At 44.1% G+C, this 22,575-nt stretch carries 19 protein-coding genes; 7 read left to right on the top strand and 12 right to left on the bottom strand.

Annotated elements, in window-relative coordinates:
* Positions 1-2 precede the first annotated feature (2 nt).
* Genes ACFGVR_RS02070 through ACFGVR_RS02055 form a run of 4 tightly spaced genes read right to left on the bottom strand, consistent with a single transcriptional unit; the run spans position 3 to position 3,830 of the window.
* Positions 3-1,181 (bottom strand): DUF4350 domain-containing protein, encoded by a 1,179-nt coding sequence (locus ACFGVR_RS02070; protein ID WP_448700816.1) that lies wholly within the window; start codon positions 1,179-1,181, stop codon positions 3-5.
* Entirely contained in the window at positions 1,178-1,882 is a 705-nt protein-coding gene (locus ACFGVR_RS02065) for a DUF4129 domain-containing protein (RefSeq protein ID WP_448700815.1), read from the bottom strand. The genes ACFGVR_RS02070 and ACFGVR_RS02065 overlap by 4 nt, the downstream gene beginning before the upstream one ends.
* 48 nt (positions 1,883-1,930) lie before the next feature.
* Positions 1,931-2,878: a hypothetical protein gene (locus ACFGVR_RS02060; protein WP_448700814.1), complete on the bottom strand. Its 948-nt coding sequence runs from the start codon at positions 2,876-2,878 to the stop codon at positions 1,931-1,933.
* A complete protein-coding gene (locus ACFGVR_RS02055; protein ID WP_448700812.1) occupies positions 2,862-3,830 on the bottom strand; it encodes a stage II sporulation protein M in 969 nt (322 codons plus the stop codon). Before ACFGVR_RS02055 ends, ACFGVR_RS02060 begins: the two co-directional genes overlap by 17 nt.
* A 95-nt stretch (positions 3,831-3,925) precedes the next feature.
* On the opposite strand from ACFGVR_RS02055, the gene ACFGVR_RS02050 reads away from it, so the two are divergent.
* On the top strand, positions 3,926-4,669 hold the full coding sequence (locus tag ACFGVR_RS02050; RefSeq protein ID WP_448700811.1) for an RDD family protein: 744 nt from the start codon (positions 3,926-3,928) through the stop codon (positions 4,667-4,669).
* 44 nt (positions 4,670-4,713) lie between these two features.
* Complete coding sequence (locus ACFGVR_RS02045) at positions 4,714-6,141, top strand: L-serine ammonia-lyase (RefSeq protein WP_448700809.1); 1,428 nt, start codon at positions 4,714-4,716, stop codon at positions 6,139-6,141.
* A 2-nt stretch (positions 6,142-6,143) separates the two neighbouring features.
* On the opposite strand, the gene ACFGVR_RS02040 is transcribed toward ACFGVR_RS02045, so the two are convergent.
* From ACFGVR_RS02040 to ACFGVR_RS02020, 5 genes are read right to left on the bottom strand one after another with little or no spacing between them, the layout of a single operon-like run.
* A complete protein-coding gene (locus ACFGVR_RS02040; RefSeq protein WP_448700808.1) occupies positions 6,144-6,605 on the bottom strand; it encodes an RES family NAD+ phosphorylase in 462 nt (153 codons plus the stop codon).
* On the bottom strand, positions 6,602-7,012 hold the full coding sequence (gene parS / locus ACFGVR_RS02035) for a type II RES/Xre toxin-antitoxin system antitoxin (protein ID WP_448700807.1): 411 nt from the start codon (positions 7,010-7,012) through the stop codon (positions 6,602-6,604). The genes ACFGVR_RS02040 and parS overlap by 4 nt, the downstream gene beginning before the upstream one ends.
* 55 nt (positions 7,013-7,067) lie before the next feature.
* Entirely contained in the window at positions 7,068-7,790 is a 723-nt protein-coding gene (locus ACFGVR_RS02030; RefSeq protein WP_448700806.1) for an SGNH/GDSL hydrolase family protein, read from the bottom strand.
* On the bottom strand, positions 7,787-8,539 hold the full coding sequence (gene lipB, locus ACFGVR_RS02025; RefSeq protein WP_448700804.1) for a lipoyl(octanoyl) transferase LipB: 753 nt from the start codon (positions 8,537-8,539) through the stop codon (positions 7,787-7,789). Before lipB ends, ACFGVR_RS02030 begins: the two co-directional genes overlap by 4 nt.
* Positions 8,529-9,182, bottom strand: coding sequence for a 4'-phosphopantetheinyl transferase family protein (locus ACFGVR_RS02020; RefSeq protein ID WP_448700803.1), 654 nt, complete (start codon positions 9,180-9,182; stop codon positions 8,529-8,531). The genes lipB and ACFGVR_RS02020 overlap by 11 nt, the downstream gene beginning before the upstream one ends.
* Positions 9,183-9,251: 69 nt before the next feature.
* Here ACFGVR_RS02020 and dcd point away from each other — a divergent pair, with 69 nt between their 5' ends.
* On the top strand, positions 9,252-9,788 hold the full coding sequence (dcd, locus tag ACFGVR_RS02015; protein ID WP_448700801.1) for a dCTP deaminase: 537 nt from the start codon (positions 9,252-9,254) through the stop codon (positions 9,786-9,788).
* A gap of 79 nt (positions 9,789-9,867) precedes the next feature.
* A complete protein-coding gene (locus ACFGVR_RS02010) occupies positions 9,868-12,585 on the top strand; it encodes a TonB-dependent receptor (protein ID WP_448700799.1) in 2,718 nt (905 codons plus the stop codon).
* Positions 12,586-12,612: 27 nt separating this feature from the next.
* Here the strand turns inward: ACFGVR_RS02010 and dxs are convergent, their stop codons facing one another.
* The 3 genes from dxs to ACFGVR_RS01995 all read right to left on the bottom strand — a co-directional run bounded on the left by dxs (position 12,613) and on the right by ACFGVR_RS01995 (position 17,401).
* Positions 12,613-14,541 carry a 1-deoxy-D-xylulose-5-phosphate synthase gene (gene dxs, locus ACFGVR_RS02005; protein ID WP_448700797.1) on the bottom strand — a complete coding sequence of 643 codons (1,929 nt, stop codon included), beginning with the start codon at positions 14,539-14,541 and terminating at the stop codon, positions 12,613-12,615.
* Positions 14,542-15,120: 579 nt separating this feature from the next.
* Positions 15,121-16,686 (bottom strand): hypothetical protein, encoded by a 1,566-nt coding sequence (locus ACFGVR_RS02000; RefSeq protein ID WP_448700795.1) that lies wholly within the window; start codon positions 16,684-16,686, stop codon positions 15,121-15,123.
* 49 nt (positions 16,687-16,735) lie between these two features.
* Positions 16,736-17,401, bottom strand: coding sequence for a hypothetical protein (locus ACFGVR_RS01995; RefSeq protein ID WP_448700793.1), 666 nt, complete (start codon positions 17,399-17,401; stop codon positions 16,736-16,738).
* Positions 17,402-17,782: 381 nt separating this feature from the next.
* Between ACFGVR_RS01995 and ACFGVR_RS01990 the strand changes: the two genes are divergently transcribed.
* From ACFGVR_RS01990 to ACFGVR_RS01980, 3 genes are all read left to right on the top strand, one after another.
* A complete protein-coding gene (locus tag ACFGVR_RS01990; protein WP_448700791.1) occupies positions 17,783-18,532 on the top strand; it encodes a segregation and condensation protein A in 750 nt (249 codons plus the stop codon).
* A gap of 362 nt (positions 18,533-18,894) precedes the next feature.
* Entirely contained in the window at positions 18,895-20,166 is a 1,272-nt protein-coding gene (locus ACFGVR_RS01985) for a serine hydroxymethyltransferase (protein ID WP_448700789.1), read from the top strand.
* Between the two features lie 16 nt (positions 20,167-20,182).
* Positions 20,183-22,573 carry a PAS domain S-box protein gene (locus ACFGVR_RS01980; RefSeq protein WP_448700787.1) on the top strand — a complete coding sequence of 797 codons (2,391 nt, stop codon included), beginning with the start codon at positions 20,183-20,185 and terminating at the stop codon, positions 22,571-22,573.
* The last annotated feature ends 2 nt before the right edge of the window (positions 22,574-22,575 follow it).

Below are 22,575 nucleotides of genomic sequence, written 5' to 3'. Positions count from 1 at the left end.
GATTACCTGGATTGAATATAAAATTGTTCTATGTTTTGGTTAAATGCGATCAGGTCGCGGTCGCTTATGTTAGCTCCCGATCGTATAATATTGATCTGGTTAAAAAGCCTGTGTAAAAAAGAAACATCAACACCGCTCTTTTGCGAAAGGGTGGCGGTCAGTTCTTCGTTAAGCAAGCCTGTTTTTAGATGGTAATTGGTGCGGATATACTCTAAAAAGTAAGTCGCCTTTTTTTGTGCGATGTTCGCATTATTGCGCCGCTCATAATAAACCTGGCCAACCGTTTTTACAAAATCAATGCTGCTGTTACGCAGGGGCTCAATAACGGGGATAATACGCTGCCGGCGTTTCAACTGGTAAAGCACATACAAAACCAGGCTCGCCAGGGTAATGCAATAGGCCCATTTTAAGGGCGGTTTCTGAAAAAATACCCGCATCAGTGATGTTTCGCCTTCACGGCCCAGAACGTAATACTCATCCCACAACAGTGTTTTGCTGTTTTTTAGGTAGGATAAAGCCTTGCCTGCATAATCCTCATCGTCGGGGTTTAACAAACTGTAATTGGTAAACAAATGCGGGTTGGTGTTAAGATATAACGCCCCTTTACCAATGGCAAACCTGATAAACGTGCTTTTACCACTTGCATTTCGGGCCAAAACTACGGCCTTTGTGGTGTCAAACGCGCTGAAATAGTTTTCCCTTAGCTCTTTACTTAATTTGAAAAAGTGCTGTGGATTAAGCGCCTTATTTACAAAACGGATACTATCGTCGGTTTGACTTAAATCGTAATTGCGGTCGGTTTCAACTTTTAGTTTTTTCTGTACGGCATCACCAAAATCAGCTGCAGCTATAAAAACATCATTACCCTGTTTAACAAAGGCGGTTAATTTATTAAGGTCGTATTCTGTCAGGTTAACGCTGTTGCTGATGATCAGATAGGTCGCCTGTTTGATATCGTGATCGCTTAGCACGTTATAAACCGGTTCGCGGTAGTTCTGTATGGCGGCGCCCGGAAAAATATCGTGCAGTTGATTGTATAAAATATATGTCCCGAAAGGTATTTTGTCGGTTTTTAAAAACGACGATGTCCAGTCGATAGGTTTGGGACGTTTGTACTGGGCAACCAGGTAAATGGTGACCAGTATAGATGCAATAAAAATGTAGATCTTAAAATCCTTCATTGCATCGTCTTTTTAAAATCCTGGAACAAAGTGTTAATATTTTGAAATGATTGACCGTCGACAAAAAAATCACCGTACCAAACATATTCAAATTGCCTGGTCAATAAGCCGAAGGATTGACGCTGTTCACTATTGGTCAGTTCTTCAAGGTAGGCGGTATTGGTTTTTTCAATTTGCCAGTGTATCAATTGCGCATCGCTTAGCTGTTTAAGGCTACGCAAATACAACAGGCGTACAGCAAGCTTGTAATTGCGCTGGGCAATAGCGTTCTCAATCTCGTTATCAAAATTGATCTCGTGTATATTTTCGAGCGATTCGGCATAAGGCAGGTCGAGTTTTTTAGCCTCCCCCCTCAATATCTGTATGGCGCTCAGTCCGCTTATTCTGAGCATTAAAAAAATCAAAAATATGGCGCCAAAACCTACCAGTAAGTAATAAAAAAGGTTTTGTGATTCGGATGTGGAGAATACCTTGCCGTAAAGCCAGTTCCAAAACCAATGCCAAAAGCGGTCCCATAAGGATTCGCCCTGCACATCGGCTTTGTTATACCTAAAATCTTTGTCCTGCAAATAGCCTTGTACCTTATGGTTATTAAAGCTACGCGTTTGCACGCGCGCCGTATCTGTTTTAATAACTGCGGGTATTTTTTTTACCACCGGTTTAGCAGCGGCAAAGTCCGTAGCCGGTAAGGCCAATATCATTAAGCAAAAAAGAAAAAACGCGGATAAGTATCTGTGCATAACTATCTGTCAATACTCATCCGAAATCGGGTCAAGATCATCGCTGCCAAGGCCTATCTCATCTATCCGCTCCATTAAACCAACACTTTCTTTTTCTTCGGCATAGCTAAAATACGTTACCGATATAGAAATTATGGGTAAAATGTTAATGATCTGCATAATAGCCAGCATAATGGTATAAAGTATGGTGATCACTATGGGCACATTATACGCCAGGAAGGTAATGCTGCCGCCGGATAACAGCGCGAAAGGGATCATCACCAATAGCATAGCCGCATATACCAAAATGGCATTAATAAATAATACCCCGAAAGTGTTCCACCAGCGGCCTTTGATCAATTTAAAACATTTACCAAAGGCAAACCCGAAGCCCCCGTTTTCCATGATCATGATGGGGTAAAATAAAGATAATACGGTTACGAAATAGATGATCGGCAACACGATCACAAAAAAAGTGATAAAGCCCCCAATTAATGGCCCCGCGGCAAATACTGCCAATCCTCCCGGTAGCAGAAGTACAATTCCTGCGCCGATAAATATGAGGCACAACAAAAGGAACGACCCGGTGGCCCTCAGAAAATAGTATTTATAATAGGCCCAAACTTCTTCAATGTTTGGCGCCTCATTATTTTTTTCGTTGTAAAGCGTAACAAAGCTCAACGTGGTAAGCAGCAGCGAAATAAGATTGGCAAAACTAAATATGAGCAGCAGAAAATATTCCCAGCTAAATATCGTTGCGGCCGATGCCGGTGTGTTGCCATAAACTTGCTCTTTATGCAGGTTTACAACCTTTAGTTGAAACAGGATTGTAAAAATGATGTTTGCCGCGATAAAAAAGCCACAAAAAACAAAGTATGTTTTGAGTAATGCTTTCCAGTTCTGGCGGATAAATAAAATGCTGTCGCTGATGATCTCGCCAAAATCGCGCACCTGCCTTAATTCAATTTTTGCTTTCATTGGTTGTTGTGTTTAATCTTCGCGATAAAATTGCCGGGTAAATAACTACGTACACTAAAATAAATAAAAACGAAGCAATAAGTATAGCGCAGCTCAGCCATACAGGCATTTCGGTATGCCGGGTAACAAAGCTTTCTAAAAATGCCGCCACGGCAACAATAGGTAAAATACCCAGCATGATTTTCATACCATCTTTGGCCCCTTTTTTTACCGATTCAAGCCGGCTGTAGGTTTTCGGGAAAATTAAACTGTTGCCTAAAATAAGGCCTGCGCCGCCCGCTATAATAATGCACGATATCTCTAAAGTGCCATGTATAAAAATGGTAAGTACAGATTGTATCCCCAACCCTTTACTGATAAAGTAGTATTGAAACGAGCCCAGCATAATGCCGTTATACATTAAAAGGTAAAGCGTGCCCACCGAAAAAAAGATACCAATTACAAATGTGCTGGCCGTAACCATAATATTGTTTTTGGCTATCATAAAGAACATTAAAATAGGCTCTTCTTTTTTGTATACTCCAAAAGGATCGCCTTTGGCAATGTTATCATTGGTCATATTCACATAACCGTCGCCCAATATCAGCCGTAAAAATGTGTTATCGTACTTGGCTGACAGGGCGCCCATCAGGCAAAAAATAAAAAAGAAGATAAACGAGTACAGCAATTGTTTACGGTATTCGGCAAAAAGCAGGGGTATTTCTATTTTCCAAAATCTGGCAAAGCGCTTATTGCTCTCTTTTTTGTTTTTATAGATCGATTGGTGAAAGCGGGCCGCCAGGCCATTTAAGTAAACAGTTGTTTTTGATTTTGGGTAAAACGTTTTGGCATACGCCAGGTCGTCGGTAATAATAATAAATTGCTCGGCTAATATATCCGGGTCGGTGTTTGGATTTTTTTCAAACTCACTCCACTTTTCGGTACCTTGTTTAATAAATAAGGCTTCTCTCATTTAGTATTTTAACGCTTATAATTTTTGCTTAAAATAGTAACAAAAAATTAATTGACCATTAAATATATCATATTTCGAACTTATATTTGTTAGGTATGCAAACTATTGGGATAAAAACAGCGCAGAATATTGATATCGATTACGAAGTAGCAGGACTTGGCGAGCGTATCATCGCCCGGATTATTGATTATTCGCTATACCTGGCTATTATTCTGCTGTATCTGCTTATTTTTCGCAACGTTACCTCGCATGCTGTTTTGTATAATTTTACCCTTCCGCAGATCCTGTTTTTTATCTTTTATGGCTTTTACGATGTGGTTGCCGAGTTGATTTTTAACGGGCAAAGCCTGGGTAAATACATCATGAAAATAAGAGTGATCAGCCTGGATGGTGCGCGGCCGCGCGTTGGCCAGTATTTATTACGCTATGTTTTCCGGTTGGTTGATTTTGGCATAACCTTCGGTGTAGCGGCAATTGTATCGGTAGCCATAACCGACAACAGGCAGCGTATAGGCGATATTGTGGCCAATACAACTTTAATAAAAACCAAAAGGCGCACAGGTTTTGAAGAACTGGATAACCTGGAAGTTGATGAATCCTACCAGCCTGTTTTTTTCGATGCCACCAACTTATCAGATAAAGATATTGCGCTGATACACGAAGTGATCAATCACTTTTATAAAACCGGCGACGTTACTCTGGTTGATAATATGGCCCGGAGGGTAAAAGCTTTTTTGAGCATAACCGATACTGGTGAGTTGAATAATTACAAATTTCTGAAAACCATCCTGAAAGATTATAACCATTTTACCGTTAATATGAATCCGCAGATCGGGTAATGTTTTATTCGTTTGCTGTGTGAGCAATATTAACTTTGTATTTTATGCAAAGGGAGCAAATTTCTGTTTTCGATATTTTTAAAATTGGCATTGGCCCCTCCAGTTCTCATACGCTGGGACCATGGCGGGCAGCACAGCAATTTGTTCAGATATTAACAGAGCAGCAGGTTTTAACGCAGGTTGAGCAGGTTAAGATCTTACTTTACGGCTCGTTAGCCAAAACCGGCAAAGGGCACGGTACCGATATCGCTATCCTGTTAGGCTTAAGCGGCGATGACCCGGTTACGTTTGATGTTAACCAGATCGACAGTAAAATAGCCGGTATCATCAGCAATAAGCAGTTAAACCTTGGCGCTTTGCAGCAGATAACTTTTAACAGGGATGATGACATGATCTTCCTGTTTAATGAAAGCCTGCCTTTTCATCCCAATGCGGTAACCTTTCAGGCGTTTTTAAATACGGGCAAAGCCGTATCCGAAACCTTTTATTCCATTGGCGGCGGCTTTGTGGTAAAAGAGGGCGAAAACAAATCGGCGAAAGCCGAGGTCGATCTGCCATTCCCGATTGAAAAAGCTAACGACCTGCTGCATTGGTGTATTAAGACCGGGCTAAAGGTGTCGGACGTGGTGATGGAAAATGAACTGGCCTGGCGCAGCGAAAAAGAAACCCGCGATGGTATCCTCAATATATTCCGGGTAATAAACGAATGTATTTACAAGGGCTGCCACACCAAAGGTAGTTTACCGGGTGGCTTAAATGTTGCCCGCAGGGCCGATAAACTCAATAAAAAACTACTTAACGGCGCCATTTATACCGATTACGAAAGCTGGATCAAAGCTATCCGCGAAGGTGGTAACGGGTTTAAATACACCCTGGATTGGGTAAGCTGTTTTGCTCTCGCCGTGAACGAAGAAAATGCCTCTTTTGGCCGTGTGGTTACCGCGCCAACCAACGGGGCAGCAGGCGTGGTGCCGGCCGTATTGCAGTACTATATTGTTTTTTGCGATGGCTTTAAAGAAGATAGGATCGTTCAGTTTATATCTACAGCCTCCGAAATAGGCAGCATATTTAAAAAAGGGGCCACCTTATCTGCGGCTATGGGCGGTTGCCAGGCCGAAATTGGTGTATCATCGGCAATGGCTGCGGCAGCATTAACCGAATGCCTGGGCGGCTCGCAAAGGCAGGTACTGATGGCTGCCGAAATTGCCATGGAGCATCACCTGGGGCTAACCTGCGATCCTATTGGTGGCCTGGTGCAGATACCCTGCATTGAGCGGAATACCATGGGCGCTATTAAGGCCATCACGGCATCGCAACTGGCGCTGCAAACTAACCCGGATAATGCTAAGGTAAGTTTAGATGCCGTGGTTAAAACCATGTGGCAAACAGCGCTGGATATGAACTCAAAATACAAAGAAACATCTGATGGCGGCCTGGCGGTTAATATTCCGTTAAGCTTGCCCGAATGCTAAGCTTATTTTTTAAATAAACGGCTGTCAAACTCAAAAGGCTCGGTACTGATGACCTTTACTTTTTTAAAATCAACGTGATTGGGATTGATCAGGTAATTATGGTCGCCTTTTACCGTAGCCGAAGGCACCTGTAAAGCCAGATGTTTATTTTCTTTAATAAAAATGTCGCCAGCCCGTTGCGTTATCTTAATGAACGGGTGGCTGTCCCAACGTGCGGGCAGATCAGCAATTTCTATCCTGGCAATCCTGTCAGGTCCGGGTAACTCAATAGCAGCCAGGTAATAGTTTGATGGGATGATACCCAGCGGGATATGCACCGCAATTTCAATAGCAGCCAGCGCGCGCGACTCGGCAGTATACAAAACCGGTATTCCTTTGCTGTTCCAGCGGCCTCCGGTTAATTCGGCACCGCGGCCCGACAGATCGTTTATATATTGCTGTTTGCTTAAGCGATAAAGGATCATGCAAAAACGCCGTGTTCAATACGGCCAAGCTCGTCCATCAGGGCTTGAATGCCAAACGAAGTATCCAATAACTCTTTAGGCTTGATATTACCCAGGGCAACAATATTTGATTCCATCCAGGTATTAAAATTGGCTTCGCTATCAAAAACCTCGGCGCCGCGTTTGTACAACAACTCTATCTGGATAATACGCTCAGAGTAAATGGGATCGAAAGTTTTCTCTTCTTTTTTATAACGTTGGATGGTGCGTTCGGAGAGATGTAGGTACGACGACCATTCCTCGAAAGTAAAATGAAGTTTGTTGCTGAGTTTTACAAAATATGGGAAAGCAATGCCATCACGCACAATATTCACCAGCTCTTCAGGCTCAGCATCGGTGAGTATCGGATATTTCTTTTGCTCTTTCATTTCGCTCTTGTGTAATTTGTCATAAAAATAACGACATTTGTCCGAATTTCAAAATTTATTTCAAATTATTCAAAACCATCGGCGCAAGCCCATTTATCCAAAGTTGATACATTTTTGCGGATGGGTGCAGCCCGTCGGGAGCTATTAAAGCAGGGTCGGTTGTTGCTTGCCGCGATATACCGGTAATGTTAAGATAGTTAACGCCTGCGTTAGTGCTCTCGTACAAATTAATGTCGTTAAACTGGTCTATCTCTGCTGCTATTTTAGCCCTGTCGGAGTTTTGCGCAAAAGGCGTTACGCTGTAATCGGGTATCGACAAAACAAACACATGCTTTTTATTTCCGTTAGCAAACGCGATGGCAGTATTGAGCAATTGTACAAACTCGGTGCGGTATTGCGCCTGGCTTTTGCCCTGATATTGGTTATTCACGCCGATCAGCAGTGTTACAAGATCGTATTTCTGTGTTAGTTTGGCTTGAGCAATAGCATCAATCAGATTGGTCGTCGTCCATCCGGTAACGGCAATGATCTTTGGGTCGGCTACAGGATAACCCTGCGTAGCTAAGCTGTTTTTAAGCTGGTAAGGAAACGATTGCGCCAGGTCGACCGATTCGCCAATGGTGTACGAGTCGCCCAGGGCCAGGTATTGCAAGGTGTTTTTATTGGTCACTTTGGTTGTATCGGTAACTTGTATAAATGGTTGCTGCCCTTGCGGCGAAGTTTTTGAACAGCCAAACAAGCCGCTCATCCCAAACAAAATTAAAAAGGCAATTTTCATAGCGCCACATCCATATCAAACAATACGGAAATATGGTGCAGTAGGTTTTTTTTAACTTCGTTTATATTCAATTGTTTACCAAGTTCGGCCTCCATTGATGTTACGGCCTTATCATCAATACCGCAGGGAACTATATTTTTAAAATAATTCAGATCGGTATTTACGTTAAACGCCAAACCGTGCATGGTTACCCAGCGGCTGCAACGCACACCCATGGCGCAAATTTTACGTGCCTTTTCAGGGATCTCCGGGTCGAGCCAAACGCCGGTATATCCCGGGTAACGGTCGCCTTTTAAACCATAGTCGGCCATAGTTAAAATAACGGCCTCTTCAAGTGTGCGCAGGTATAAATGGATATCGGTAAAAAAGTTATCCAGGTCAAGTATCGGGTAAACCACAATCTGGCCGGGCCCGTGGTAAGTAATATCGCCCCCTCGGTTGATAGGGTAGTAGGTGGCTTGTTTTTCTTTCAAACCCTCTTCATCCAAAAGCAAATGTTCGGGCTTGCCGCTTTTGCCTAAAGTATATACGTGCGGGTGCTCACAAAACACTAGGTAGTTCAGGGTTTCATCAGCCACACAATCATCGTAAGTATGGTTAGCAGCCTCGCCTGATGCCATAACCAGGTCTTTGTTCCTGATATCGATCTTTTGCTTCACTGTATCGGCAAACAAGGCTTCCTGCCTGTCCCAGCCTTGCTTGTAATCAATAAGGCCCCAATCCTGCAACATCACTTTTTTATTTTTCATTGCTTCCCCCTTTAACGTAACCTATCATATAATCCTCAAAGCGCAGGTAGTGTACCACAAAATCCTGTTTAAAGTCCCTCTTTAAAATTTGGGCGTGTACAATGCCTTTTTGGTGCTCCTCAAACGGCTCTAAAAAAATATGATCTAAAAACGAGATCACCTTTTGGCCGTGGCATTTGTATACTGCCTCTTTGGCGCACCAGGCTACGTACAATTGTTCAACACGGTGTTCGGGCCTGAGGGCTGAGAGCTCTTGTTTATTCAAAAACTTATGCGCTATCCGTTCAACTTTCGGGCTTATCAGTTCAATATCAATACCCACAGGTTTGCTTTTACTGATCATTACCGCAGCGTAATCAAACGAGTGGCTCAGCGATATCTGGTACGGCATATCAACCAGGTAGGGTTTGCCATGCTCGTCAACCTTACAGTCAATATATTCGGAGGTGTTAAGCATGGTGCGTAAAAGTACCCTTGTACCTAACCAGTGCAAATGGCGCTTACCATTACCTATCGACTCTACATAGGCTTTTTCGGCGTCGTTAAGCTGTAGCTGATTATACAGGCTTTCGGCTTCCTCTTCTATTTTCCATAGAGCAAATTCAGTATCCTCATCAACCTGTAACCTAAACGCAATAGCCATAAAGTAAAATTGTAAAAGCGTGCAAAATTATATCAAATAATTTTAATTTAGATGTATTGATCTAAGTATATGATTTTATCGGATAAGCGCATTTTAGAGGAAATTGAAAAGGGTAACATTATCATTGAACCGTTTGACCGTAAGTGCCTCGGCACAAACTCATACGATGTACATTTAGGCAAATACCTGGCCAATTATAAAAGCCGTGTACTTGATGCCAAAACACACAATGAGATAGAGCACTTTGAGATCCCTAAAGAGGGCTTTGTACTGCAACCCAATGTGTTGTACCTGGGTGTAACCATGGAGTATACAGAAACGCATGCGCACGTGCCTTTTTTGGAAGGTAAATCAAGCACCGGGCGTTTGGGTATTGACATACATGCTACCGCAGGCAAAGGCGATGTAGGTTTTTGTAACACCTGGACGCTCGAAATATCGGTAGCACAGCCGGTACGTATTTATGCCGGTATGCCCGTTGGCCAGCTGATCTACTTTGTTGTGGAAGGCGATGTAGAGGTAATGTACAATACCAAAAACAACGCAAAATACAATAACAAAACCACAAAACCCGTTGAAAGTATGATGTGGAAGAATAGTTTCTGATCGCTTTATCTCGCCTTTACGCCCTGATCACCTGGCAGATAACGCAGTCTTTTTTGTTTATAAACTATAGAATATACCTGTGAAAAAACTAAGCGTATTTGTCATTGCCGCCGTATCAGTAATTTTTGTTGGTTTGGTAGCATTTACCGGTTTGGATGATGATATCCTGCAAAAGGCGGTAACCCAGTTAACCAAATGGTCGGCCGAACGGGCGCCCGAAAAAGTATACCTGCATTTAGATAAACCCTATTATGCCATTGGCGACGATATCTGGTTTAAGGCTTATGTAACCATAGGCGGCAAACACCTGCTTTCGGCAACAAGCGGTATTTTAAATGTAGAGCTGATAAGTGATAAGGATTCGATCAAAAAAGCCATTAAACTACCTTTAACTTCGGGTGTTGCCTGGGGCGATTTTAAATTAACCGACTCGCTAAGTGAGGGTAATTACCGCATCAGAGCCTATACCGACTGGATGCGTAATGCCGGCGAGGATTACTTTTTTGATAAAACAGTACAAATTGGCAACGCCATATCCAATAACATCTTTACCAGGGTTAGCTATACCTATAGCACACAAAACAAGCAGCAAAGAGTAGATGCCGTGATCAACTACACTGACCTGGAAGGTAAACCGCTTGAAAACACTGAGGTGAATTACACGGTCGAACTAAGTTTCAGGCAGGTAGCCAAAGGCAAGGGGGTAACCGATAGCGAAGGTAACCTCGATATCCATTTTAACAATAATATGCCGGCGTTGCTAAAAAGCGGGCATATTACCACCACAGTTAAACTCGATCCTAAGCAAAGCTATGTAAAGGTTATCCCGATCAAAGCATCCTCCGAAAAAACGGACGTTCAATTTTTTCCCGAAAGCGGCAGCCTGGTTAGCGGCATCCGTAACAAAGTAGCCTTTAAAGCCATAGGTGCCGATGGTTTGGGTGTGGATGTTAAAGGTACGATAGTGAATAGCGACGATCAAACCATCGCCAATATAACCACACAGCACCTGGGTATGGGCACATTTTTTATTACGCCCGAAACAGGTAAAACCTATACCGCCAAACTTACGTACCCCGATGGGTCCGAAGGCGCGATTGTGCTGCCCAAACCTGCCGACCAGGGTTATGTATTAAGTGTTAACAACACCTCCGATCCTGAAAATGTGCTCGTTAAGATATTCACAAACGATGCTACCTTTCAGGCCAACCAAAACAGCGAAATAAATTTGCTGGTGCACTCGGGTGGTAACCTTATTTACACTGCTAAAACTAAATTGACCGGCCCGGTATTTGCAACCAAAATTGCCAAAACCCGTTTTCCTTCAGGGATAGCTCAGTTTACGCTGTTTTCGGCAACCGGCGCCCCTTTGAACGAGCGTATTGCCTTGATACAAAATCCCGACTTGCTTAACATCGCGTTAAACACCACAAAATCAACCTACGCCCCGCGTGAAAAAGTAAAGCTGGACATTAATGCTAAAGATAAAAGCGGCCAGCCGGTAATAGGTACCTTTTCGGTAGCTGTTACCAACGAGAGCAAAGTGCCCGTTAACGAGGCTGCCGAAAGCACCATCCTGTCAAACCTGTTGTTGTCATCAGACATTAAAGGTTATATTGAACAGCCTAACTATTATTTTACAAACGTGAGCGATAAAACCCGCGCCGAGCTTGATATACTGATGATGACACAAGGTTACCGCCGCTTTTTGTGGAAGCAATTGATGAGCGATGGTTTTGCGCCCCTCGCCTTTAAGCCCGAAAGATCGCTGGACATTACGGGGCATGTAAAAACACTGGGTGGTAAGCCTGTAGTAAAAGGTAAAGTATCCATTTTTAGTACTGCAGGGGGTATGTTTTTGTTAGATACCGTTACCGATGAACAAGGCGCCTTTGCATTCAAAGACCTGGTATTTCGCGACAGCGTAAAATTTGTTATCCAGGCGCGTACTGCAAAAAATGGCAAAAATGTAGAGATCGAACTGGATAATGTTCCGCCGCAAATTGTGACCGCCAACAAAAACGCCGCCGATGTGGAGGTAAACGTGAACACTACCCTGATGCCATACCTGTTAAACAGCAAAACCCAATACGATGACTTTTTGAAATACGGCATGGTCAATAAAACAATTATGCTGAAGGGGGTTACCATATCCGATAAAAAGAAATCGGTAGCACCCAATTCAGATAACCTGAACGGGGCGGGTAACGCCGACCAGGTAATTACCAGCGATAAGTTAGAAGCTTGTGCCACTTTAACCATGTGTTTGCTGGGTAAGGCCAACTTTGTCAACTTTCGCAATGGTATGGCTTATTCAACGCGTAGCCTCAATATACCTATGCTGGTAGTTTTAGATGGCATGCCCATGGAAGATTTTGACCTGGATATGCTATCGCCCACCGATGTAGCGAGTGTTGAAGTGTTACGAACCATTGGTTATACCGCCATATATGGCTCGCGGGCAAGTGGTGGCGTATTGGTTATTACTACCAAACGCGGCGGCGAAGATAGCGGATACCGCAACTATGCGCCCGGTATCATGACCTATCACCCCAAAGGTTACTATAAAGCCCGCGAATTTTATGCACCTAAGTACGATGACCCCAAAACCAACACCCGCGTTGCCGATTTACGTACAACCATATACTGGCAGCCAAATATCATTACAGATAAAACAGGCACCGCGTCATTATCATTCTTCAACTCTGATGGAAAAGGTACCTACAAAGCTGTTATTGAAGGTATTGATGCCGAGGGCAATATAGGCAGGCAGGTGTTTAGATATAAGGTGGAGTAAACAGACTTATAAGAACTTGTTTTTGTTTTACGACGCTATAGTCCGCATAGTCCGCGACAGGCCAATAAGCTTAACCTGGGCGGCAATGCTCTTGGCATCGTAACCGCATTCGGCCCAAAGTTCGGGCTGCTCGCCGTGCTCAACAACCTCGTCGGGTATACCCAAACGTACCACCTGCGCTTTATAGTTATGGTCGGCCATAAACTCTAAAACTGCGCTGCCCATGCCGCCTTGTATGCAGCCGTCCTCAACCGTTATCACCTTGTTAAATTTCGCAAACACTTCGTGCAGCAGCTCTTCATCCAGCGGTTTTACAAAACGCATATCGTAATGCGCAGGGTTATAACCATCAGCGTTAAGTGCATCGCAGGCTTTTACAACTTCGTTACCAACAGTACCGATAGATAATATCGCCACATCTTCACCATCGCAAACCTTACGGCCCTTGCCAACTTCAATTGCCTTCATCGGCCGTTGCCAGTCTACCATCACACCGTTGCCCCGTGGGTAGCGGATAGAAAACGGACCCATATTGTCTTGCTGCGCGGTAAACATCAGGTTGCGCAGTTCTTCTTCGTTCATTGGTGCCGATACCGTCATGTTCGGTATGCAGCGCATATAAGCCAGATCGTAAGCCCCATGGTGCGTCGGGCCGTCGGCGCCGGCAATACCGGCCCTGTCCAGGCAAAAAACAACATTCAGGTTTTGGATGGCCACATCGTGTATCACCTGGTCATAGCCCCGTTGCATAAAGCTGCTGTAAATATTACAAAACGGCAACAAGCCTTGTGTAGCCAGGCCAGCCGAAAACGTTACCGCGTGTTGCTCGGCAATGCCCACATCAAATGCACGGTTAGGCATGGCTTTCATCATCAGGTTTAACGATGAGCCGCTTGGCATAGCCGGGGTAATACCCATAATTTTAGGGTTCACTTCGGCAAGCTCTATAATGGTATGGCCAAACACGTCCTGATATTTCGGCGGTTGTGGCTTTTCGTAAACGGTCTTTTTGATCTCGCCGGTTATCTTATCAAACAAACCGGGCGCATGCCATTTGGTCTGGTCCTTTTCGGCAAGCGAGTAACCTTTACCCTTTACAGTGATACAGTGCAGTAGTTTAGGGCCCGGTATATCACGCAGATCCTTCAGCACTCGTGCCAAATGCTCTACGTCGTGCCCGTCAATCGGACCAAAATACCTGAATTTAAGCGCCTCAAAAAAGTTACTGCGTTTTAGCAAAGTGCCCTTGATGCTCTTCTCAAACTTTTGGGCCAATTTATAAGCATCGGGGCCAATTTCCGATATCTTAGCCAAAACCTTGGCAATATCATCCCGGAAACGGTTATAATGCTTTGAAGTGGATATATCTGTAAGATATTCTTTCAACGCGCCAACATTAGGGTCAATAGCCATATTGTTGTCGTTCAGAATAACCAGCAGGTTACTGTTCTCTATCCCGGCATGGTTCAGAGCCTCAAAAGCCAAACCCGCGGTCATCGATCCATCGCCTATAACGGCTACGTGCTGCCTGTCGGTTTCGCCTTTATAGTGCGATGCCACAGCCATGCCCAGCGCTGCTGATATAGAGGTTGAAGAGTGGCCAACACCAAAGGTATCGTATTCGCTTTCGCTCCGTTTCGGGAAACCGCTGATACCGCCAAACAGGCGGTTGGTATCAAAAACATCGCGGCGGCCGGTGAGTATTTTGTGGCCGTAAGCCTGGTGGCCAACATCCCAAACCAGTTGATCGTAAGGGGTATTTAAAACGTAGTGCAGGGCAACGGTCAATTCAACCACACCTAAACTGGCGCCAAAGTGCCCGCCGTTAACCGAAACGATATCAATAATATACTGACGTAGTTCCTGGCTCAGCTGTTTAAGGTCTTCCTCTCTAAGTTGTTTTAAATCAGAAGGATAGTTGATTTTTTGTAATAGTTCTCCCGCCTGTACTTTCATTTAAAAATTGTCCACTATTGTAAAGGTACAAAGTAAGTTATTTAACCCGAAATAAAGATGTTTTTATTTCGGATTTCGGATGTTCAATTTCGGATTTTTGATCATCAGCGTGATCATGTCCAACATTAAATCAGCGGTTCGGCCCCGGCCGTTGTTGGTGCTGTCACCCCGCCGCTGTTGGTGTTATCACCAACAACAACTCAAACACATGGGTATTTATGGGTATTCTCAACTTGTTTTGTTTTATCTCTTGATTCCTTTTTAGTGTGTTGCCTACAGCCCGGGCTATCCACTCATACGGTACTGGCATTAGCCACAGGTCCGGTATCCGTTTCTATGCCTGCCGCGAAATTTCCGTTTCATTAAAAATTATCATTTTCATAACGCACCCTAACGTATTCGTCATAAACAGGTGGGTATTTATCGGTATTTTCAATTACTTTTCAAGCTTTCATTATCAAATTCGTAATTGTTTTAGCTTCGCGCTTTATACAATATACGCAATTTTTCCCACCAAAACAACATTAAACAAAATATGCCGGCTGTAAAAAGCCGGCATATTGATTGTATAATTGTTAACTATTGTGCAGTAACCGGCGGCAATTTTCCTTCCGATATCCACTTCAATCCCGTTATACCCGGCATAAACACATACAAACTGCCATCGGTACGCACATAACGCTGCATGTTTTGCGGTACTGTGTGATATTCAACCGGTGCTTGTGCTACCTGCGATGTATTAGGCTCGGCAAATGCGAATTGCAGGTCGGGTGGATAGGTATCATCCGTACGCGGGCCAAAAAGCGGATCGACGCCACTGCTGTTGGGCGAATTATCCGGATTGCGGAACGAACCCGCTTCGAGCCAGCTATGCATAATAAACCTGAACTGGAAATCCATTACAGCGCCGATAAACAAACCCACCAATCCTCTTTGTATTTGCGGGGTTTTTGGCTCCGTAGGTTTGTACGGCGGGCCATAAGGGGACGCCCTGCGCAATATGCGATGCTTTACAGCATATAACGGCACGCCGGTATTCAAATTCATATTGCCTGCTACCGCTATATCATCGCGCGGGTTTGCCCTGCGGATATGTGCCGCATACGGGCATCTTAACCCATCGTCATCATTGATCATATCGCCTATTTGATGCTTGCTTCGCGCATGATAATCAAAATTGGTATAATCAAATCCTTTCAGGTTCGGGTCCATTTTATCCGGCGATACAACCAGCGGCGTGCCGTCGCGCCAGCGCCCGCACATCTTCGCGGCCATCAGCTCGGGCGCAACGTCGGGGTCCGACGTGATAAATTCCTCAAACGAGGCCACGTCCTGGTATAATAACCTGAATGCGCCAAATGTGCCATTCTTTAAAAAAGGGTGCGCCTGGTAATCCGAAGCATTAGTGCTGATAATGAACCTATCGGCCGGTACCTTTGGCCGGTCATCATCCACGTTGTCAATTACCTCCAGTATATTCCATGGCGAATGGTCAATGCGCGGCTGCGACAGGCTATCCTTATAACCAAAATGAATATAAGTTGGGTCGCCGTCAACAACTATCGGGTCCGAATCTTTAAAGAACACTGGTTTGGCACATAAGCTCCCGCCTTTGGTTTTGGGTATCATCGCTACCAATTGGTCATAATAATCCCCCCTGTCTTTGGGGTTGCGGGTATACAACGTGAGTTGTATGTGCAGGTCGCTGCCATCGGCCGCAGGGGCTGGGCCCGGCAACCACCCTCCGGAGCGTGTCCACCAGTATTGCGGATCGCTGGTACCGGTATCACCTACAAATTCGGCATCACTTACAGCACCTCCGCTAAAAGAGCTAAAAACCTGGTTGCTTGTATTATTAAGCGTTGTACAGTTATCATTGCCAATCAATAGTTCTAATCCGGCAATAGTAAAACCAATGTTAAGGCAATACGGTGGTTTGCCGTTAACCCAGGGCGTTGCATCGGTAATTTTTAAACCGGGTGCTTTGCTGCCAGGTATCATATCGGCACAAAAATCCTGTGCTTTTTTTATGGCTTCGGGATTGTTGGTAATGCTTAAAATAATGTACCTCACGAAATCGTAATTATAGCCGCGAACGATCAGCCCCTGTACATCATCCATGTGGATGAATTCGTTTGTACTCATAGATCCTGGAAATAAATAAGTTAAAAATTAAACTAAAGTATACCGCCGCCTATTTCCCGCATTTTGGTGCAACCGATTTCTGGAAATTAATGGCCACTGGCGGAAAAGGCCAAAGTTCTTTTGCATCGGGATAGCTGTTCAAAATTTTACCTACGGTTAGCCCCGGGAAAGTTGCGCCTAAAGTGTATTTGCCTGGTGCCGCGCCTGCCGCTAAGGTTGGGTCGGCAAAATTATAACGCATCAGCAGGCAATAAAACGCGCTCGGATTTTTCACAACTCCACCGTTTTTAAGAATATTTGCCGCCGTGCTTGGATCTTTAGGGTCAAGGCCGGGTATACCGCTTTCGTCCATATTTTGTAAAAGGGCAGTTAAACCCGCCACAACTGGTGGCAGCGTAAAAAACGCGCTGATGTACGGCGCAAAATCATTATCATAAAGCGACATGACCACCAATACGTCCTTACCGGGAAACGACTGGAAGCCCGGTACCGGGATGCCTGGAGTTGCCTGCCCGTCGGCCTGGTGATAGATCATAAAAAAGTGAACGCCGGTAGCCGCCCGTGGGTCAACCGATGCGGCATGCGCTTTAATTGTACCTTGTAAATGCTCAATTTCTTTTGCCGCTGTGGCTGATTTTCCTTTTTTAAGAGGCACAAATAAAAATAACAGGTGTTGCTCGTCGCCAGCAGCGACATTTTTGATCGGACTTGCCATAATAATCGGATTTAAGTTTAGATTTTGATTACCTACTCTGTTCAGGCTTTTCGGTTTACGCCTTAATGCTTTAATAGTATGGATGTAAAAAAAATATTTAATTAAAAAATATACGCGCAATCACACAGCCTTATCTTGGGGATGGGTAAGTGTGCTGATATTGTTGTAGTTAATTAAATGTAAAGCGGATTTTTGCTTATAATGGGTGGGTATAAAACTAAATGAATATATTGATAATAACAAGTATTAAAATAGGTATTAAGTAACTGGTAACTTAGTGACATTACTTTAGCGCATCTGACTAAAGGAATTCACATAGCAAAATTCGAAATTGAACATTCGACATTCGAAATAACATCATTATTTTTGGTCCGTTAAGCTATGACTGAAGAGAATTTCGAGATCAAACTTCCGCAGTTTGAAGGTCCGTTCGATCTGTTACTGTTCTTTATTGAGCGGGATGAGCTGGATATACACGAAATTTCGATCGCTAAAATAACCGACGACTTTCTGGACTATCTGCACCACATGCAGCAGCTTAATATGGAACTGGCCAGCGAGTTTATTTATGTGGCCGCTACCCTGATGCGCATTAAGGCAAAAATGCTGCTGCCGCGATACGAGGTTGATGAAGATGGCAACGAAGTGGATTTGAAGGCCGATCTGATCCGCAAACTCATCGAATACAAAAGATACAAGCTCATCTGCGAAGAACTCAAACCGCTGGAAGACGAACGTTTTAAACGCGAAAAGCGGGGCAATATCCACATGGATATGGAAGCCGTTGCCGGGCTGGCCACACCGGGCGAAGAGCTCGAGAGCTTTAACCTGTATAAACTGATGCTGGTTTACAGTAGGGTAATGGCGCGTTACAAAACAGCCAGTAAGGTGGTAAAGCATACGGTGGTACAATACCCTTACACCATCGAAAAGCAAAAGGAAGCCATAGCGAAGCTGATCGAGATCAACAAACGCCTTGATTTTAGCGAGATCAAAAAAAACAGCACCAACAAAGTGCATTTTGTTTACAATTTTTTGGCACTGCTCGAAATGCTGCAGCAGGAACTTATTTCCATACAGGTAGGGGTCGGTTTCAATAACTTTTGGATAGCAGCGAGAGGGGAGCAGTAACTGCTTTTCGAATAAGCGTAATGGCGAATGAGTTTATAGGATAGAGAGGTAATCATTAATGCCCCTTTCCTTGAGAATTTCCTTATAGGCAACAGAAATATCGTTCGATCTACTGAAACTTGTCAACCTTCGCGCAATAACTTCGGTCTCCAAATGCCGAAACTTTTGTTTCAGATCTTCAATTTTTCCAAATGTCTGTTTAGTTTTCGCCATGACCGTAACACTAATATGGATTTTTTTAGCAACTTTCATCGTAATGGCCGTCGTTATTTGTTTTTATGTGGCATAACTGCCTAAATCTCACGTCTCAAATCTCACATCTCAAATCTATTTTCCTAACTTAGCGCCCTTTAAACAGCACAATGAAACGAGATAAACTAATTTTTAATTTACTGGACGAAGAACTACAGCGCCAGGAAGAAGGATTGGAGCTGATAGCTTCTGAAAATTTTGTCAGCAAACAGGTAATGGAAGCCGCAGGCTCTGTAGCAACCAATAAATATGCCGAAGGCCTGCCCGGAAAACGCTATTACGGCGGTTGCCAGATAGTTGATGAGATCGAAACCATTGCTATTGAGCGTGCAAAACAACTTTTCAACGCCGAATGGGCAAACGTGCAGCCGCACTCGGGCGCACAGGCTAATGCTGCCGTTATGCTGGCCTGCTTACAGCCCGGCGATAAAATTTTAGGTTTTGATCTGTCGCATGGCGGTCACTTAACCCACGGCTCGCCGGTAAATTTTTCGGGTAAATTATATGTTCCTCATTTTTACGGTGTAAAAAAAGAAACCGGCTTGATCGATTACGATCAGCTGCGTAAAGTGGCCTTAAAGGAAAAACCTAAAATGATCATTTGCGGTGCTTCGGCTTACTCGCGCGATTGGGATTACGAGTTTATCCGTAAAGTGGCCGACGAAGTTGGCGCTTTGGTACTGGCTGATATTTCGCACCCGGCAGGTTTAATTGCCCGCGGTTTGTTAACCGATCCGCTGCCGCATTGCCACATTGTAACTACTACCACACATAAAACCCTGCGCGGCCCGCGTGGCGGCATGATACTTTTAGGTAAAGATTTTGAAAACCCATGGGGCCTCAAAACACCTAAAGGCGAAGTGCGCATGATGTCGGCATTGCTTGATTCGGCCGTGTTCCCTGGCACACAAGGCGGCCCGTTAGAGCATATTATCGCTGCAAAAGCTGTTGCCTTTGGCGAAGCGCTGAGCGAAGATTATATGAAATACATTGTACAGGTTAAAAAGAATGCCGAAGCTATGGCCAAAGCTTTTATTGACCTGGGTTATAATATAGTTTCGGGAGGTACAGATAATCACCTGATTTTATTAGATTTACGCAACAAAGGTATTACCGGTAAAGATGCCGAAAATGCTTTGGTTAAAGCCGATATCACCGTAAACAAAAACATGGTGCCTTATGATGATAAGTCGCCGTTCGTAACATCGGGTATCCGGGTGGGTACTGCTGCAATTACCACACGTGGTTTAAAAGAAAAACAGATGGAAAAAATTGTAGAACTGATCGATTCTGTAATTAAAGATCCTGAAAGTGAACATAATTTGAAGAAGATACGTAATAAGGTGAACGAGTTAGTTGAAAAGTTCCCCCTGTATAAATAATTGTTGATCAAAGTAAATGGTATTAACCCGTAATCCGGTTCCGGTTGATGAGACTGAGCGCATTAATGCGCTCAATTCTTATGATATACTGGATACTTTACCCGAAAAGGATTACGATGCCATTAACCGTTTGGTAGCATACATTTGTCAAACGCCCATCTCGCTGATCACTTTTATCGATGCCGACAGGCAATGGTACAAAGCTAATATCGGTTTACCGAACAATGAGATAGCCCGATCAGAAAGCTTTTGCCGGTACACCATTATGGGCAACGAATTGATGGAAGTGCCCGATGCCACGCAAAACGAATTATTTGCAGATCACCCTGCCGTTGTTGATGGCGGGGTTCGCTTTTATGCCAGTACCCCTATTATCGACAATGATGGTTACAAACTGGGCACCATTTGCGTAGTTGATACGGTGCCCCGCAATTTGACCGCCGAGCAAAAGGATGCTTTAGCAACGTTAGCCCGCGAAGTGGTTTCGCACCTTACCCTGCGCAAGCAGAAAAAGGAGCTCGAAGAAAGCATTAAATTACACAACGAGTTTTTTAATTTGTTTAACAACTCGCCCGAGGTCCATTGTGTAATGGATAGAAGTACCCGTATCGAACTGATCAATAACTCGGTAACCCGTATCCTGGGTTATACGCCGCAGGAAGCCATTGGTCATCCTATATGGTATTTTTTCCCGAAAGGCGACAGAGAGTCGCTGCTTACCATAGTTGAGGACGGCCTGCGCAACAAAAAAAAATCGTACGACCTGGAAACACGTATTGTTACCCGTACCGGCGAGATCAAGTGGCTAAGCTGGTCGGTTATTGCCAAAGGCAATAACTGGTATGCCAGCGGTCGTGATATTACCTTCCAGAAAAAGGTTGTTGCCGAGCTGGAGCAACTATCGTTAGTGGCAAGCAAGGTAAGCAATGGCGTAGTGATAAGCGATGCCGATAACAATGTGGTTTGGGTTAATGATGCTTTTGAAAAGATCACCGGCTACCAGTTGGATGATGTAAAGGATAACGCGCTCGGCGATGTGATCAAAGGTGAGTTAACGGATGTATCCATTATTCACAAGGCGCGCGAGCTGTCAAAAAATAAACAATCGTTCGAGGTTGACCTGCTGATGTATCGTAAAGATGGACAACCTATCTGGATATCGGTGATCAACTCCATCATTCTCGATCAGTTGGGCAACATTGATAAATATGTTGAGGTGATCATCGATATCACAGCTAAAAAGAAAGCTGAGCACGAATTGATCTCCGCCAAAGAAGAAGCTGTACAGCTTAACCGGGCCAAGGATATGTTTATCTCGGTAATGAGTCATGAGATACGTACGCCGTTAAACGCGGTTATCGGTATCTCTGATCTGCTGATGGATGATAACCCTAACGACTCACAAAAGGAGAACCTGAAGATATTGAAGTTTTCGGCTGATAATTTAATGACGCTGATCAACGATGTGCTCGATTTTACCAAGATCGAAACCGGCAATATCGAACTCGAAAAGATCCCTGTCGATCTGCGCGAACTGGTTGAAAGCGTGGTTAACTCCATGCAGTTTAAAACCAAGGGTAAAAATATATACCTCAAGGCTTCGGTTGACAATAACCTGCCTCAAAATATCATTGGCGATAAAACCCGGCTTTGCCAGATATTGTTGAACCTGGTAGGTAACTCAGTTAAGTTTACCGATAAAGGCGGCGTTACTATCGATCTGAAAATTATCGAGCAAACCAGCAACGAAGTGCGTATCCGCTTTGAGGTTTCGGACACCGGTATCGGTATTGCTGCCGACAAAATTAACACCATATTCGAATCGTTTAAACAGGCCGATGCCAATATTACCCGCTTATACGGCGGCACCGGGCTGGGCCTGGCCATTACCAAACGTTTGGTTGAACTGCACGATTCGCGGATCAATGTAGAAAGCACTTACGGGCAGGGCTCTAAGTTTTGGTTTACCATCACTTTTAACAAGAGCAACGATACATTAAAAACAAAAACAGAAACTGTGGAAATTGGGTTGAAATTAAATATACTGGTGGTTGACGATAACCAGATCAATCGCCTGTTAATTGATAAAGTATTAAAAAAATGGGGTATTGCTGCCGACTTTGCCGAAAACGGTATACAGGCGCTCAATAAAATTGAAAGCAAAGGCAATTATGATGTTGTTTTGATGGATATCCACATGCCCGAAATGGGCGGACTGGAGGCCACAAAAGTACTGCGCGCCAAAGCCGATACCTACAGCCAGCAATTACCTATTATTGCCCTTACGGCCTCCATGCTCAACAACCAGATGGGCATGATTGGCGAAGCCGGTATGAACGATTACATCCTGAAACCGTTTAACCCCAAAGACCTGTACGATAAGATCAGCAAGTTTTCGAAGGAATAGTT

The sequence above is a fragment of the Mucilaginibacter aureus genome (assembly GCF_053514885.1).
The sequence above is the reverse complement of the archived record's forward strand: the minus strand, read 5'-3'. Positions and strand labels throughout refer to the sequence as shown.

What these genes read in the sequence shown, in the direction of transcription:
- ACFGVR_RS02070 (WP_448700816.1), bottom strand. Translation starts at nt 1,181, where the DNA reads ATGAAGGATTTTAAGATCTACATTTTTATTGCATCTATACTGGTCACC.
- ACFGVR_RS02065 (WP_448700815.1), bottom strand. Translation starts at nt 1,882, where the DNA reads ATGATATTGGCCTTACCGGCTACGGACTTTGCCGCTGCTAAACCGGTG.
- ACFGVR_RS02060 (WP_448700814.1), bottom strand. Translation starts at nt 2,878, where the DNA reads ATGAAAGCAAAAATTGAATTAAGGCAGGTGCGCGATTTTGGCGAGATC.
- ACFGVR_RS02055 (WP_448700812.1), bottom strand. Translation starts at nt 3,830, where the DNA reads ATGAGAGAAGCCTTATTTATTAAACAAGGTACCGAAAAGTGGAGTGAG.
- ACFGVR_RS02050 (WP_448700811.1), top strand. Translation starts at nt 3,926, where the DNA reads ATGCAAACTATTGGGATAAAAACAGCGCAGAATATTGATATCGATTAC.
- ACFGVR_RS02045 (WP_448700809.1), top strand. Translation starts at nt 4,714, where the DNA reads ATGCAAAGGGAGCAAATTTCTGTTTTCGATATTTTTAAAATTGGCATT.
- ACFGVR_RS02040 (WP_448700808.1), bottom strand. Translation starts at nt 6,605, where the DNA reads ATGATCCTTTATCGCTTAAGCAAACAGCAATATATAAACGATCTGTCG.
- parS (WP_448700807.1), bottom strand. Translation starts at nt 7,012, where the DNA reads ATGAAAGAGCAAAAGAAATATCCGATACTCACCGATGCTGAGCCTGAA.
- ACFGVR_RS02030 (WP_448700806.1), bottom strand. Translation starts at nt 7,790, where the DNA reads ATGAAAATTGCCTTTTTAATTTTGTTTGGGATGAGCGGCTTGTTTGGC.
- lipB (WP_448700804.1), bottom strand. Translation starts at nt 8,539, where the DNA reads ATGAAAAATAAAAAAGTGATGTTGCAGGATTGGGGCCTTATTGATTAC.
- ACFGVR_RS02020 (WP_448700803.1), bottom strand. Translation starts at nt 9,182, where the DNA reads ATGGCTATTGCGTTTAGGTTACAGGTTGATGAGGATACTGAATTTGCT.
- dcd (WP_448700801.1), top strand. Translation starts at nt 9,252, where the DNA reads ATGATTTTATCGGATAAGCGCATTTTAGAGGAAATTGAAAAGGGTAAC.
- dxs (WP_448700797.1), bottom strand. Translation starts at nt 14,541, where the DNA reads ATGAAAGTACAGGCGGGAGAACTATTACAAAAAATCAACTATCCTTCT.
- ACFGVR_RS02000 (WP_448700795.1), bottom strand. Translation starts at nt 16,686, where the DNA reads ATGAGTACAAACGAATTCATCCACATGGATGATGTACAGGGGCTGATC.
- ACFGVR_RS01995 (WP_448700793.1), bottom strand. Translation starts at nt 17,401, where the DNA reads ATGGCAAGTCCGATCAAAAATGTCGCTGCTGGCGACGAGCAACACCTG.
- ACFGVR_RS01990 (WP_448700791.1), top strand. Translation starts at nt 17,783, where the DNA reads ATGACTGAAGAGAATTTCGAGATCAAACTTCCGCAGTTTGAAGGTCCG.
- ACFGVR_RS01985 (WP_448700789.1), top strand. Translation starts at nt 18,895, where the DNA reads ATGAAACGAGATAAACTAATTTTTAATTTACTGGACGAAGAACTACAG.
- ACFGVR_RS01980 (WP_448700787.1), top strand. Translation starts at nt 20,183, where the DNA reads ATGGTATTAACCCGTAATCCGGTTCCGGTTGATGAGACTGAGCGCATT.